The 12,822-nt window shown below is 42.6% G+C and carries 13 protein-coding genes; 7 read left to right on the top strand and 6 right to left on the bottom strand.

The window, feature by feature from the left end; translation table 11 throughout:
• Positions 1 to 19: 19 nt before the first annotated feature.
• The 4 genes from EQY75_RS02475 to EQY75_RS02460 are packed head-to-tail and all read left to right on the top strand — an operon-like array spanning position 20 to position 2,353.
• The gene (locus tag EQY75_RS02475; protein ID WP_129602576.1) at positions 20 to 634 is read left to right on the top strand and encodes an LUD domain-containing protein; all 615 of its coding nucleotides are present in this window, start codon (positions 20 to 22) and stop codon (positions 632 to 634) included.
• Position 635: 1 nt separating this feature from the next.
• A complete protein-coding gene (locus EQY75_RS02470; RefSeq protein WP_129602574.1) occupies positions 636 to 1,436 on the top strand; it encodes a phosphatidate cytidylyltransferase in 801 nt (266 codons plus the stop codon).
• The gene (locus EQY75_RS02465; RefSeq protein ID WP_129602572.1) at positions 1,426 to 2,091 is read left to right on the top strand and encodes a phosphatidylserine decarboxylase family protein; all 666 of its coding nucleotides are present in this window, start codon (positions 1,426 to 1,428) and stop codon (positions 2,089 to 2,091) included. Before EQY75_RS02470 ends, EQY75_RS02465 begins: the two co-directional genes overlap by 11 nt.
• A complete protein-coding gene (locus EQY75_RS02460; RefSeq protein WP_129602570.1) occupies positions 2,084 to 2,353 on the top strand; it encodes an acyl-CoA-binding protein in 270 nt (89 codons plus the stop codon). The genes EQY75_RS02465 and EQY75_RS02460 overlap by 8 nt, the downstream gene beginning before the upstream one ends.
• Before the next feature lie 2 nt (positions 2,354 to 2,355).
• Here EQY75_RS02460 and EQY75_RS02455 read toward each other — a convergent pair whose 3' ends face one another.
• The 5 genes from EQY75_RS02455 to EQY75_RS02435 all read right to left on the bottom strand — a co-directional run bounded on the left by EQY75_RS02455 (position 2,356) and on the right by EQY75_RS02435 (position 8,478).
• Complete coding sequence (locus EQY75_RS02455) at positions 2,356 to 3,123, bottom strand: creatininase family protein (protein WP_174719392.1); 768 nt, start codon at positions 3,121 to 3,123, stop codon at positions 2,356 to 2,358.
• Positions 3,124 to 3,125: 2 nt separating this feature from the next.
• Positions 3,126 to 4,394, bottom strand: coding sequence for a sterol desaturase family protein (locus tag EQY75_RS02450; RefSeq protein ID WP_129602568.1), 1,269 nt, complete (start codon positions 4,392 to 4,394; stop codon positions 3,126 to 3,128).
• Positions 4,395 to 4,442: 48 nt separating this feature from the next.
• Positions 4,443 to 5,033, bottom strand: coding sequence for a hypothetical protein (locus tag EQY75_RS02445; RefSeq protein WP_174719391.1), 591 nt, complete (start codon positions 5,031 to 5,033; stop codon positions 4,443 to 4,445).
• Positions 5,034 to 5,109: 76 nt separating this feature from the next.
• On the bottom strand, positions 5,110 to 5,769 hold the full coding sequence (locus EQY75_RS02440) for a leucine-rich repeat domain-containing protein (protein ID WP_129602565.1): 660 nt from the start codon (positions 5,767 to 5,769) through the stop codon (positions 5,110 to 5,112).
• 72 nt (positions 5,770 to 5,841) lie between these two features.
• Positions 5,842 to 8,478 carry a valine--tRNA ligase gene (locus EQY75_RS02435; protein ID WP_129602563.1) on the bottom strand — a complete coding sequence of 879 codons (2,637 nt, stop codon included), beginning with the start codon at positions 8,476 to 8,478 and terminating at the stop codon, positions 5,842 to 5,844.
• Positions 8,479 to 8,671: 193 nt separating this feature from the next.
• Between EQY75_RS02435 and EQY75_RS02430 the strand changes: the two genes are divergently transcribed.
• A complete protein-coding gene (locus tag EQY75_RS02430) occupies positions 8,672 to 9,058 on the top strand; it encodes a DUF1573 domain-containing protein (RefSeq protein ID WP_129602561.1) in 387 nt (128 codons plus the stop codon).
• 40 nt (positions 9,059 to 9,098) lie between these two features.
• On the opposite strand, the gene EQY75_RS02425 is transcribed toward EQY75_RS02430, so the two are convergent.
• Complete coding sequence (locus EQY75_RS02425; RefSeq protein WP_246019962.1) at positions 9,099 to 10,367, bottom strand: aspartyl protease family protein; 1,269 nt, start codon at positions 10,365 to 10,367, stop codon at positions 9,099 to 9,101.
• 225 nt (positions 10,368 to 10,592) lie between these two features.
• Between EQY75_RS02425 and EQY75_RS02420 the strand changes: the two genes are divergently transcribed.
• Positions 10,593 to 11,786, top strand: a complete 1,194-nt coding sequence (locus EQY75_RS02420; RefSeq protein WP_129602557.1) for a pyridoxal phosphate-dependent aminotransferase — start codon at positions 10,593 to 10,595, stop codon at positions 11,784 to 11,786.
• On the top strand, positions 11,783 to 12,796 hold the full coding sequence (gene murB / locus EQY75_RS02415; RefSeq protein WP_129602555.1) for a UDP-N-acetylmuramate dehydrogenase: 1,014 nt from the start codon (positions 11,783 to 11,785) through the stop codon (positions 12,794 to 12,796). The genes EQY75_RS02420 and murB overlap by 4 nt, the downstream gene beginning before the upstream one ends.
• Positions 12,797 to 12,822: the final 26 nt, after the last annotated feature.

Genomic DNA, 12,822 nt, shown 5'->3' with positions numbered 1-12,822 from the left:
CACCTGATTAAATCAAGAAATGGGACTATTTTCCAGTTTATTTGGAGGAGGAAAAAAGAAGAAAGTTTCCAAGGCCACAGTGGAAACAAGGGGGGTTCATATGCCCGACCTTAACCTGCCCATTGACGAAAAGTTTACTATCCATTTTAAAAAGAACGGAGGAAAATTTCTATACTGCGATTCCTTCAAAGAGGTGTCTGAAGCACTTCGAAATATAAGAGAGGAAAATCAATGGGAAAACACTCCATTCTTTGTTATGGATCAAAGATTGGAAGAGAAATTCTCCAAAGAACAAATATCCTTTACTGAACGGGCCAGTGAAAGTGAGATCTTTTTTACGACTTGCGAGCACCTCATCGCCCAAAACGGTTCCATCCTTGTTTGTTCCCTTCAATTAAAGGAGAAGAAGCTCAATGAGCTCCCAGAAAATGTCATCGTATTTGCGACTACGAGTCAGCTCGTAGAAAACATCGGGGAAGGACTCAAGGCGATCAAGAAAAAATACAGGCAGGGAATACCTGCCAACATCACTACATTAAAGCATTTTCAGGCCACCAATGAAAATGCTGACGACTTCCTAACCTACGGCAGCAGCTCCAAGCACTTATACCTCTTACTACTGGAAGACTTATAGGATGAGGGAATTTCTACGGCGATTACTTACGGGAGTTGTATACGTGATTTTACTCCTCTCTGCGGTTTTCTTAAGTTCCGATGCCTTTGACTTTTTGTTTATGGTTTTCGGACTCGCCTGTTTATACGAATTCAAAAAACTTGTCGGATTAAGGGGATATCATCTCTTTGCAGCCTATTTGGGGATGTGGTGGCTCTTCATCTATATCATCAGGGATGCCGTTTTGATTAACATCCTGATGTTTCTATCGATTACCGTAAACATCACCATGATCTACTTTCTTTTTACCCGGAAGAAATTCTATAGGGCTTATGAAAAATTTGTCATCGGTCTTTTTTACATAGGAGGCGGCTGTATTTTTCTGACCATGATCCCTTACAAAGACGACGATTTTGCCAAACTACTGATCATGGGAATTTTTATCCTGATATGGGTTAACGATTCCTTTGCATACCTGGTGGGCAAATTTATGGGCCGTAGAAAATTATTTCCCTCTGTCTCCCCAAAAAAGACCATCGAAGGCACTCTTGGTGGGTTGGTATTCACCTTGGTTGCTGCGTATATCCTATCCCAATACGAACCTATTTTAAAACCGGCAGAATGGATCATCCTCGCCGCCGTAATTGTAAGTATGGGCAGTATCGGTGATTTGATCGAATCCAAACTAAAAAGATTGGCAGGGGTAAAAGATAGCGGTGCAATTCTCCCGGGACACGGAGGTATGCTCGATCGGTTGGATAGTCTTATATTTGCAGCACCATTTGCCTATCTTGTATTAAATATTTTTACCTATGTTTCATAAAGAGGGACGCAGCATCATCCTCCTGACATTCTTCGGCACCGCCATAATAATACTGCTTGCGCATTTTTACATGGCCAATCCTACCTATAAAATGCTCGTTCAGGGTCTCTCGCTGGTTGTCCTTATCCTCATCCTACAATTTTTCAGAAATCCGAAGAGAATATCCAACAAAAATTTTGACGAGATTCACGCTCCTGTGGATGGAAAAGTGGTGGTTATAGAACGGGTGATGGAAAAGGAGTACTTCAATGAGGAGCGATTGCAGATCTCCATCTTTATGTCTCCGGTAAACGTACATGTCACCAGATATCCTGCTAGTGGAGTTATCCAGTATGCTAAATACCATCCGGGAAAATATCTGGTAGCCTGGCATCCAAAATCCAGTGAGGAGAACGAAAGGACTACGGTTGTGATACGAACCCCAAAATTTGGGGATATCCTTTACCGCCAGATTGCCGGTGCCATGGCCAGACGAATCGTAAATTATGCAGAAGTTGGGGAAAGCGCTCAACAGGGAGAGGAGAGCGGCTTTATTAAATTTGGTTCCAGGGTAGATGTATTCCTTCCTTTAGACGCGCAGGTTGCCGTAAAACTTAATCAGAAGGTAAAAGGTGCCATCACCTGCCTTGCTTCAGTAAAGGAAAAAGATGGATAATAAAAGCCTGCATACCGAATTTGAGAAAGCGGTTGGCTTTATCAGCAATTACACAGACCCTCTGCCTCCGGATTTGTTATTAAAGCTATATGCTTATTATAAAATCGCGAACAAAAATTACAATAACCCCGGAAGTAAGACGCCCCTGATCAATGCCTTTAAAGCCAATGCACTCATACAGGCAAAAAACCTGCAACCCGAAGAGGCCATGGAAAAATACATCGTATTGGTGAAAAAAGAATTTGGAATAAATTCGTTTTAACGTCAGGTGTAGAGATCCTCAATATCTGCTTTACAGAGATCGTAGATAAATTCAGACATTTTTGCGGTTATTTCTTTAAACAGCCGTTCTCCTTTTTCACTGCTTGCGTGCGAGGGATCCCCTACCCCGGTATCTTCTGAAATTTCAGACCATCTTCGTTCTGCCCAGGCCCAGCCTTCTGAAAAGGCTTTAATCTTAAACTTTTTGGCTTTTCCATCGCCCCATAGGTCCTTTGAGAGGACAAGCTCAGGACGGAAGTAAAGCATCAGGCTGGTTTCCCGCTCATCTGCGTGGTCTCCTTGCTCTGCGATATAATCGACGTCTCCAATGGCCTTAAACCAGTTTGAAACGCACAGGAACATCTCGGGAAATTTTAAACCCAATTCCCTTACCAGTGCTTTAAAATTGTTGCCGCCGTGACTGTTGAATATTAAAAGTTTACGGATCCCCTGCCGATTGAGTACTGTAATAACATCAGACAAGATGGCTAATTGTGTACTCGGATTTAAATTAATATCGAGATAGATATCAGACTGTCCTGTATTGACTCCAAAAGGGATGGTGGGTAATACTACAGGTTTGCTCCCCTTCTCCCAGGCTATTCTGGCGGCTTCTGCTGCAAGATGATCGGCCTCATAAATATCAGTACCGTAGGGTAGGTGATAATTATGGGCTTCGGTAGCGGCCCAGGGTAAAATTGCCAAATCAAATTTGGTATCTTTTAATGTCAGCCAGTTAGATTCAGAAAGAATATAGGGTCGTATAGCCATTATTACAGCGCGATTTGTTGTTCTACATCAGCTCTTTCCACATAGGTAAAGAAAAATCCACCCAAAATGGAAATAGCAAAATAGCCAGCTACTACCAGACTGCCGTATTCCCAGAGGGCATTTATACCAAACCAATCACCGCTAGACCATATAAGTGAGATTCCGGCGATCCCCCTGAAGAGTTCAATAAAAAATGCAAATTTCTGGCGGTCCATCAGGCTGGTATACCCAAAAATCCCAAAGAATACATAGGCCCCAAAGAGGATCAGCCCCCCGAAACCTATTTCAGAATAATTGTAAAACATAAAGAGAATGAGAACCAGCGTACAAACCATCTGAAAAATAGCATACCCTTTTAAAAAGGTAGACGCCTGTGTCTCATAGCGTTTAAAACTGTACACATCTTTAATTACTTCTGTAGGATGTTTATCAACCACATCCGCAGGTCGCCATCCGGTGGGCATGAACCAGATCCTGAATTTGTCCTTTACACTTTTTGTACGCCAGGCATCCAGAGTTAGTCTCCACAAATGCTGGAAATTGATCAGGATGGGATTCCAGGTATGTGCTGGTTTCAATACCCCGTATTGAGGCGGTACATCGTCCAATTCTTCCTGAAAAGTTCCAAACCATCGATCCCAGACACAGAGGATCTGACCCAGGTTTTTGTCGATATATTCCGGGTTGATAGCGTGATGAACGCGATGCTGAGATGGTGTCACAATGATGTATTCAAGCCACCCCATTCTACCGATATGTTGAGTGTGATACCAAAATTGAGCAAACAAATGTACCGGAGCAATTATGGCAATCACTTCTGCAGGAACTCCTAAAAGAGCAGCAGGAAAAAGAAAGAGCGGAAAGTACCCCAGTAAGTTTGAGATGGATTGACGTAAGGCACAGGCGAGGTTAAATTCCTCACTGCTGTGATGGATCACATGCTGATTCCAGAAAACGTTTACGTGGTGACTGAGGCGATGATTCCAATATCCCGCAAAATCAATCGCAATAAAGGCAACCAACCACACCAACCAGCTAGCTTTGATCTCCATAAGAGCGAGATGATCAAGCAGAAAAGGATAACTCACAAGGATAACCCCTAATCCCAATGAATCCTTTACAATGTTGGTAAGGCCTGAGCTTATACTGCTCACAGTATCCAACACCTTGTGGTGTTGTTTTTTAATAAACTGGCCATAGAGAATCTCAACCAGCAACAACAGGATAAAGAATGGGATAGCATATAAAAGTGCTGTGGCGTAAGTCTCCATGGGTATTACTGTATCTCAGAAATAAAAAACGTTGACCAACTCATAGATCTAATTAAATGGTCCAACCATAATGTGCGCCCTGTGTGTTCCCGGATCCATCAGCCATGGCATTCCAGGAGCGTGTGGTTTGTCTGGTAAACCGGTCGACTCTGTGGTGGCAAAAGGAGTATAGATCACATAGCGAAACTTGCCATTGAGCAATGCTCCTGTAGCAGTATCGTAATCCTCTTCTTTTCCAAAAAATACGTATAACATACTGGGTTCCCTCGGCATCATCAGAGCCCCTGATTCTATTTCTTTCCCCCTGATTTCGTTGCGTTCTTCCTGTGACTTTCCAAGGGTGTTCAATTCCCTTCCACGAGCCATAAAAGGTTCGAGTTTTACAGAGTAACAGCTACTGCTAATTCCTTTTCTGTACGGGTTGTCACCAACACAAACCATGTTGTTAGAACCTTCCCTCAACACTACAAGTTGGCCGGACTCATCATAACCGTATACCATGGCGCCCGACTTCTGTTCCTCGGGCAAGGGTAATACGGCCGTTCTAATTTGAATTTCTTCTGGCAAGATATTGACTTCCTCTTCCTGTGCGCACAAAAAAAATGGTGATAATACGAGCAAATATATAAGTGTTTTCATAGACTTCACTTTCCATAAAGATAAAAAAAACAACCTTCAAAACTGAGGTTGCTTTTGCCAGAAAAACTTTTCTGCTTTAATTACAAGTTAAGGAATAGGAGTCATCCATATCCTTAGTCCATTGGGCGGGAATATCGTTGAGAATCTCCTCATTGACCTTAATGCAGGTTAGCGGATTGTTCTCTACCGCAAATGTATTTAACTGTAAGCTATTGGGAATAGCTGACAGGTCTATGGCTCCAAGGGTATTGTCATTGATCTCAAGCAATTGCAAGGTGCTGCTGTCTGAGATGTCTAATTGTGTAAGATTGTTCCCTGGAACAGATAGTTTCTCGAGAATATCGAGATTGGACACATTAATGCTGGTTAAGGCATTATTCTGTACGTATACAAATTTTAATAGCGTATTGCTTGAGAGATTCAGTGTGCTGATCTGATTGTCATTCACCCATAGATTCTCCAATAATACAAAATCAGCAATTCCTTGCAAACTATTGATGCCTTCGTCATTCATAACCAGGGAGGTGACCTTTTCGGCTTCGCTCGTCAACACCGAACCATCAATCACATCATCAACACCCTGGTCAACCAGAAATTGCTCAAAAGCCGCATCAGCTATGGCAGTGCGTGGTGCCGGACCCATAGGTTCCTGATTAGTATCAGAATTTTCCCCATCGTTTGAACAGGAGATCAGAACAGTGACGAGTGCTAAAAAAATCAACTTAAACTCTTTCATATTACCTTTTTGGATAAATATATCACAACTACTTGAAAATCACGCTCTTCTTAGGGTTTTATTGTGATTTAACTAAGCCCCTGACAGGCTGGCGAGGCTTTTTTCGAGCGTTATTATCTTTTCCTCCGCATCAGTAGCCTTTTTCCTTTCCATGGCCACAACAGCCTCAGGAGCATTGTTTACAAAGCGATCATTGGAGAGTTTTTTCTCAACTGATTTCAAAAATCCCTTTGTATAGTTCAATTCTTCCGTGATTTTCTTAATCTCAGCCTTTATATCTACTGAGCCCGAAACCGGAATAAAGTATTCATTGCTCTTCACCCGAAATGACAATACCCCCTCCGGAGCTTCTGAAATTGCAGAAATTTCCTCGATATTTCCTAGTTTCTTGATAATGGTATCCCATTCAGGAGAAATCTCCTGAGCCCTTATATACTGTAGCTTCAGAGCTTCTTTGGCAGGGATGTTCTTCTCCTTTCTTACAGTCCTGATTCCTGATATCACTTCTGCTGTAAAGGAAAATGCGCTGAGTAAATCGGGCTCAGGTTTTTCTGGCTCCGGCCAGGAAGAGATCACCAGAGCCTGCTCTGGGGTTCTTTCTGCCATACACTGCCATACTTCCTCAGAAAGGAAAGGCATAAAGGGATGCAACATTTTCAGGATCTCTTCAAACAAGCTTATGACCTGTTCGTATGAAGTCTGGTCTATAGGCTGTTGATAGGCAGGTTTTACGATCTCCAGTAACCAGGAGCAAAAATCGTCCCAGATCAGTTTATAAATGGACATTAAAGCATCGGATATACGATATTTTGAAAAATGATCATCAACCTCTACCAGGGAAGAGCTCATTTTCGCCTTAAACCATTTTACGCCCAGGGCTGCCGCCTCCGGCTGTGGTAGATCTTTTACTTCCCAACCTTTCACCAGTCTGAAAGCATTCCAGATCTTATTGGCAAAATTTTTGCCTTGCTGACATAGCGATTCGTCAAATAGCAGATCGTTGCCAGCCGCAGCACTCAGCAGCAAGCCTACCCTTACCCCGTCTGCCCCGTAATTCTCTATCAGTTTTAAGGCATCGGGCGAGTTGCCCAGTTGCTTAGACATTTTACGTCTTTCCTTGTCCCGGACGAGTCCGGTAAAATAAACATTCTCAAAAGGTCTTTCCCCTCTAAATTCGTATCCAGCCACAATCATCCTAGCTACCCAGAAGAATATGATATCGGGCCCGGTTACCAGGTCGTTGGTAGGATAATAATAGTTTACCTCTTTGTTTTCGGGATCCAGGATTCCACCAAAAACGCTGATGGGCCAAAGCCAGGAGGAGAACCAGGTATCCAAAACGTCTTCGTCCTGTCTTAGCTCTTCAGCCTTTAAAGCCATGTTCCCGCTCTTTTCTCTGGCCGCTTTCAAAGCTTCTTCTGCATTTTCGGCGACAACGTGGTCTTCCGGACCGTTTCCGAAATAATAAACCGGAATCTGTTGCCCCCACCACAGTTGACGGGAAATATTCCAGTCCCGGATATTTTCCATCCAGTGCTTGTATGTATTATCGAATTTCTTAGGGAAAAACCTCACCTCCCGGGTCTCGGTTACCGCCGTGAGCGCCGGCTTAACAAGCTCTTCCATCTTGAGGAACCATTGATCCAACAAACGGGGTTCAATTACTGCTTTGGTGCGCTCTGAAGTACCGACCTTGTTTGTGTATGGCTCTACTTTTTGTAGGGAGCCCATGTCTTTTAATTCCTTTGTGATTGCCTTTCTTACCTCAAAGCGATCCTTCCCTTCATAATGAAGTCCATAGCTGTTTAAGGTGGCATCCTCATTAAAAATATCTATAGTTTCCAACTGGTGTTTTTCACCCAGCTGCCAGTCATTTTCATCGTGCGCAGGAGTTACTTTTAAACATCCCGTTCCAAATTCCATATCAACATAATCGTCAAGAATGATGGGAATCACCCGATTACTCACAGGAACAATGGCTTGTTTCCCGTGCAGATGTACAAATCTCTGGTCATCGGGATGTACACATATTGCCGTATCGCCCAAAATAGTCTCCGGTCTGGTGGTGGCAATAGTAAGGTATTCACTGCTGCCTTCTACGGCATAATTGATATAGTAGAGTTGCCCTTGTTTTTCTTCGTAGATAACTTCTTCATCAGACAAGGTAGTCCTGGCTTCAGGATCCCAGTTAACCATCCTGTACCCCTTGTAGATCATGCCTTTTTTGTAAAGGTCCATAAACACCTTTATCACAGACGCAGACATATCTTCATCCATGGTAAATTTTGTCCTGTCCCAATCACAGGAACAACCAAGTTTCTTTAACTGCTCAAGAATAACACCGCCATAGGTATTTGTCCAATCCCATGCGTGTTGAAGAAATTCTTCCCTTGTCAGATCTGATTTCCTGATCCCCTCTTCCTTTAATTTGTTCACTACCTTGGCTTCGGTTGCAATGGAGGCGTGATCCATACCCGGCACCCAACAAGCATTTTTACCCTGCAGGCGAGCCTTTCTCACCAAAACGTCCTGGATGGTGTTATTGAGCATATGGCCCATGTGCAAAACCCCGGTTACGTTTGGGGGTGGTATCACTATGGTATAAGGTTCTCTTTGATCTGGAACAGAGCTGAAATAATCGTTTTTCAGCCAGTAGTCATACCATTTACCTTCTATTTTGCCTGGGTCGTATTTGGATGGAATCTTCATTTTTGGTATGATTCTTGACTTTTAGGGGTGAATGTGTTGGATTTTATAGGTTGATCAAGGATACGGATGTGAAATCCGAACAAAATTAACTTGTGAAATACGAAACAAAAATAAGTAACGTTAGTAGATAACAAAAGAATTTTGGATGTTGTTGCAAATATGCTACATTTGAGATTCCTCAAAAAGTAATGTGATGAAAAAAATAGTTTTATTATTGTTTGTTGGCCTAATGGCCTTAAGCGTTCAAGCTCAGGACAAGACGGCTAAAATTCAATTCAAAACCGAAACGGTAGACTATGGACAGATTGAGAAAGGGAGCGATGGGATTAGAATCTTTGAATTCACCAACACCGGTGAGGCTCCACTTATCATCTCTAAAGTAAGTTCAAGCTGTGGTTGTACCATTCCTAAAAAACCTGAAGAACCTATTTTACCGGGTGCAACAGGAGAAATTCAGGTAAAATATGACACTAACAGGGTTGGACCCATCAGGAAAGCTATTACAGTGATTTCCAATGCGGACACTCCTACTAAGGTCTTAAAAATCAAAGGTGAGGTTAAGCCTATTGATGGTAAATAAAGACCGATAAAATATGTATAGCAAAGCCCTGGCCAAATGGTCAGGGTTTTTTGTTGAAGACATCTTTAAGCGTAAAGGAGAACAAGAGATCCGAATCGTATCTTTCAATCAGTAAACGCACTTTTTTACCTTCCTTTTCATTGATCATATTCATAATCTCCTGAAGCTTGTATTTGTGTACTCGTTTCCCATTAACTGCTAGAATAACATCTCCTTCCCTGAGTCCGGCTTCATCAGCAGGACTACCGGCCCTGATACCCGATACGATGATCTCAGGAACTAAGCTCAGTCGCGTTCTATTCTCCATAAGGATCTGAACATCGCCAAAACTGCGTTCGTCATTTTTTACCACTCCCCTGCTGTCCGTGATTCTTTCTGCAATATATCGCAGGCCGTTATGCTGTAATTCGAGTCCGCTCATGTTAAAGCGAAAAGGTTCATTGAAATAGCTGTTCTTTTTTAAATGGATAACGTTGTTTTGGTAATTAAAAACAATGTTAAATCGCCTGAGTATCTCCCCGCCTACAGTACCATTCCTGTCACCGTGGTCCTTGATACTGCTAAAGGAGAACATATCGGGAAAGGCTGCCTTTGCATTCTTCAGGACAAAATCGCCCAGCTGTACTTTCCGTACTTTGGTCCTCTTACCAAAAATGCTGCCGTTTAAACCTTTGCCCAGGTAATCCACGTAGTGTTTTTCCGGAATATTAATTCCTTTATCGAGGTCCTGAAATAACCAGACGGCATCACTACTGCCCGTATCAATGAGTAATTTTACAGGTACATTATCCTTATCCTCAAAACTCACTTTTCCTGTGATATACGCCTTCCTATCTACAATAGAGAGTGGAATCGATTGTGCATTTTTTGAAGACGTTTCATCGTAGTATTCCGGGTTGTGGAATTTGATAGACTTCCTGCCGTAGTTCACTTCCACTATAAAGTCGCGGAATAAATCAAACCCAATGATTCCGTGAACCGGAATACCTAAGGAAGGGGAGAAATTGATGTCTTTGTCCAAAACGACAAAAATCTGCTGATCAAAATTCCGGATTTTTTTCAGTTTGAAACTATTCCCCCGTGAATTAAGGGCCTTTATGGGTTCCCCGGCGCCCAGGCCATTAATAGTAATTTCCGATACGTTTCTCAACTGAATGGAATCCTGGTCTGAGAGATTGAAGAGTAAGGGTTTACTCACCCCGGAATCCAGAATAAAATTGAGTTTGGCATCATTAATCTCCAGCGGGATCACAATAAGATTATTGATAAGCTGGAAGTTTATTTTTTGCGACTTTACTCCTTCGGGCAAATGAAACCGTTGTGCGGACCCCGCAAGAGGGAGGCACAAAAGGAATATAAAGCCAAGCCAAAATCGTCTAATAAACATGCTAAGTACCTAGGTGTTACCTCTCTAAGATACAATTTATATCAATAGGTTGTGTTCCTTTTAACATTCCTCTAATTCCCAAATAATAACCCCTTTTCCAGTTGTTTTGTCCACCCATATTTCCCATTTTTGTTGAAAATTAAGCACATGCCTGTAATTTCCAGAAAAGGCCTATCAATGCCTTCATCTCCAATCCGGAAATTGGTTCCCTACGCAGAGGATGCCAAAGATCGAGGGGTTGACGTTATTCACCTCAACATCGGGCAACCTGATATAAAAACACCTCAGGTTGCGCTCGATGCGATTAAAAACAACGATATAGAAGTGCTTTCGTACAGCAGGACAGAGGGAACCGATCAGTTTCGAAAAAAATTGGCTGCATATTACAAACCCTTTGGAGTTGATGTTACACATAAAGATATCATTGTAACCACCGGAGGTTCTGAGGCACTTTCCTTTGTTATGGGCAGTATTGCCGATACTGATGATGAGATTATTATCCCTGAACCCTTTTATGCCAATTACAACGGCTTCGCTATAGCAGCCGGAATAAAAGTTGTACCGGTAGTATCTAACATCGAAAACAATTTTGCGCTGCCGCCGCTGGAGGAGTTTGAGAAGTCGATTACCGCAAAGACCAAGGCCATACTAATTTGTAACCCTGGTAATCCTACCGGGTACTTGTACAAGAAAGAGGAGATTCAGAAATTAGCAGCCCTGGTTAAAAAGCACGATTTATTTTTGGTAGCCGATGAGGTTTATCGGGAATTTGCTTACGACGGATTAGAACACTATTCCATCTTGCAGGAACCCGGACTGGAAAATCACAGTATAGTCGTCGATTCGGTATCCAAAAGATACAGTATGTGCGGGGCCCGAATTGGTTTTCTTGTCACCAGGAACTCGTCGGTGATCCAAACGGCCCTGAAATTTGCCCAGGCCAGGCTTTCACCCCCTACCTATGCGCAAATCGCCAGTGAAGCCGCTCTAGATACACCACAGAGCTACTTTGATGATGTAATAGAAGAATACGTGGAACGGCGGAACGTCCTTTTGAAAGAATTATCCAGGATCGAAGGACTGAAGGTTGCAAGGCCACAGGGTGCATTTTACTGCATAGTAGAATTACCGATTGATGATGCAGATGATTTCGCGCAATGGTTATTAGAAAAATTCGAATTAAACGGACAGACCGTTATGGTTGCACCGGCTGCAGGATTCTATGCAACAGACGGATTGGGGAAAAACCAGATTAGGATTGCATATGTGTTGGAGAAAAACCGGTTGATCAAGGCCGTTGAAATTCTAAAAGAGGCAATTAAAATATATTCACAGCAGTGAAAGTACAAGAGCAGGTTTCGCTTAAGCCCTACAATACCTTTGGTATAGATGTTAAAGCGAGATACTTCGCGGAGGTCACTTCCATCGAAGAGTTGGAATGGATCCTAAAACAAGAAAAATATCCTACCAAGATGATTCTAGGAGGTGGCAGTAATATGCTGCTTACCCAAGATCTCGATGCCCTGGTCATTCATATTGGGCTAATGGGAAAAAAAATCGTAAAAGAGGAGGACAATTATGCTGAAGTCAGGGTAATGGCAGGCGAAAATTGGCATGATCTTGTCCTTTGGACGCTTGATAAGAATATGGGCGGACTGGAAAACCTCTCTTTGATTCCGGGTAGTGTTGGTAGCGCACCGATACAGAATATAGGGGCGTATGGTGTGGAGCTTAAGGACCACTTCATAAGTTGTGAGGCCATGGAAATTGAAACTTGCAAACTCTGTACCTTTTCTCTTGAGGATTGTGATTTTGGATATCGGGAGTCTTTTTTTAAACAGCAGGGTAAGGGAAAATACGTGATTACTTCTGTTAATTTTAAGTTGACTACCAAAGACCACCAGCTGCGGATTGGCTACGGCACAATTGGTGAGGAATTGAGTAATGCAAACGTGCTTCACCCCACAATTGAGGATATTTCCAGAGCAGTAATACATATTAGGCAACGAAAACTACCAGATCCGGCAGTTTTAGGCAATAGTGGCAGCTTTTTTAAAAATCCTGTGGTACAGGCCAGTAAATACGAAGAACTGAAAGAGCGCTATCCCGAGATTCCTTCTTACAGGATCTCGGAGAATGAAATTAAGATTCCAGCCGCATGGATGATAGATACCTGTGGTTTTAAAGGGACACGGCAGGGTGATGCCGGGGTTCATGAACGACAGGCCCTGGTTTTGGTAAATTACGGGAATGCCAGTGGAGAAGAAATACTCAATCTGGCGAGACAGATTCAGGAAAAAGTTAAACTCAATTTTGGTATTTCCATTCATCCTGAGGTCAATATCCTCTGACCCTTTTTAAAAGCGAATACCCATAA

Origin of the sequence: Muriicola soli (assembly GCF_004139715.1) — a bacterium.
Classification (GTDB): Bacteria; Bacteroidota; Bacteroidia; order Flavobacteriales; family Flavobacteriaceae; genus Muriicola; species Muriicola soli.
Note: the sequence above shows the minus strand (reverse complement) of the source record. Positions and strands in the feature narration are given on the sequence as shown.

What these genes read in the sequence shown, in the direction of transcription:
- EQY75_RS02445 (WP_174719391.1), bottom strand. Translation starts at nt 5,033, where the DNA reads ATGAAAACACTTATATATTTGCTCGTATTATCACCATTTTTTTTGTGC.
- EQY75_RS02430 (WP_129602561.1), top strand. Translation starts at nt 8,672, where the DNA reads ATGAAAAAAATAGTTTTATTATTGTTTGTTGGCCTAATGGCCTTAAGC.
- EQY75_RS02465 (WP_129602572.1), top strand. Translation starts at nt 1,426, where the DNA reads ATGTTTCATAAAGAGGGACGCAGCATCATCCTCCTGACATTCTTCGGC.
- EQY75_RS02470 (WP_129602574.1), top strand. Translation starts at nt 636, where the DNA reads ATGAGGGAATTTCTACGGCGATTACTTACGGGAGTTGTATACGTGATT.
- EQY75_RS02440 (WP_129602565.1), bottom strand. Translation starts at nt 5,769, where the DNA reads ATGAAAGAGTTTAAGTTGATTTTTTTAGCACTCGTCACTGTTCTGATC.
- EQY75_RS02420 (WP_129602557.1), top strand. Translation starts at nt 10,593, where the DNA reads ATGCCTGTAATTTCCAGAAAAGGCCTATCAATGCCTTCATCTCCAATC.
- EQY75_RS02475 (WP_129602576.1), top strand. Translation starts at nt 20, where the DNA reads ATGGGACTATTTTCCAGTTTATTTGGAGGAGGAAAAAAGAAGAAAGTT.
- EQY75_RS02435 (WP_129602563.1), bottom strand. Translation starts at nt 8,478, where the DNA reads ATGAAGATTCCATCCAAATACGACCCAGGCAAAATAGAAGGTAAATGG.
- EQY75_RS02460 (WP_129602570.1), top strand. Translation starts at nt 2,084, where the DNA reads ATGGATAATAAAAGCCTGCATACCGAATTTGAGAAAGCGGTTGGCTTT.
- EQY75_RS02455 (WP_174719392.1), bottom strand. Translation starts at nt 3,123, where the DNA reads ATGGCTATACGACCCTATATTCTTTCTGAATCTAACTGGCTGACATTA.
- EQY75_RS02450 (WP_129602568.1), bottom strand. Translation starts at nt 4,394, where the DNA reads ATGGAGACTTACGCCACAGCACTTTTATATGCTATCCCATTCTTTATC.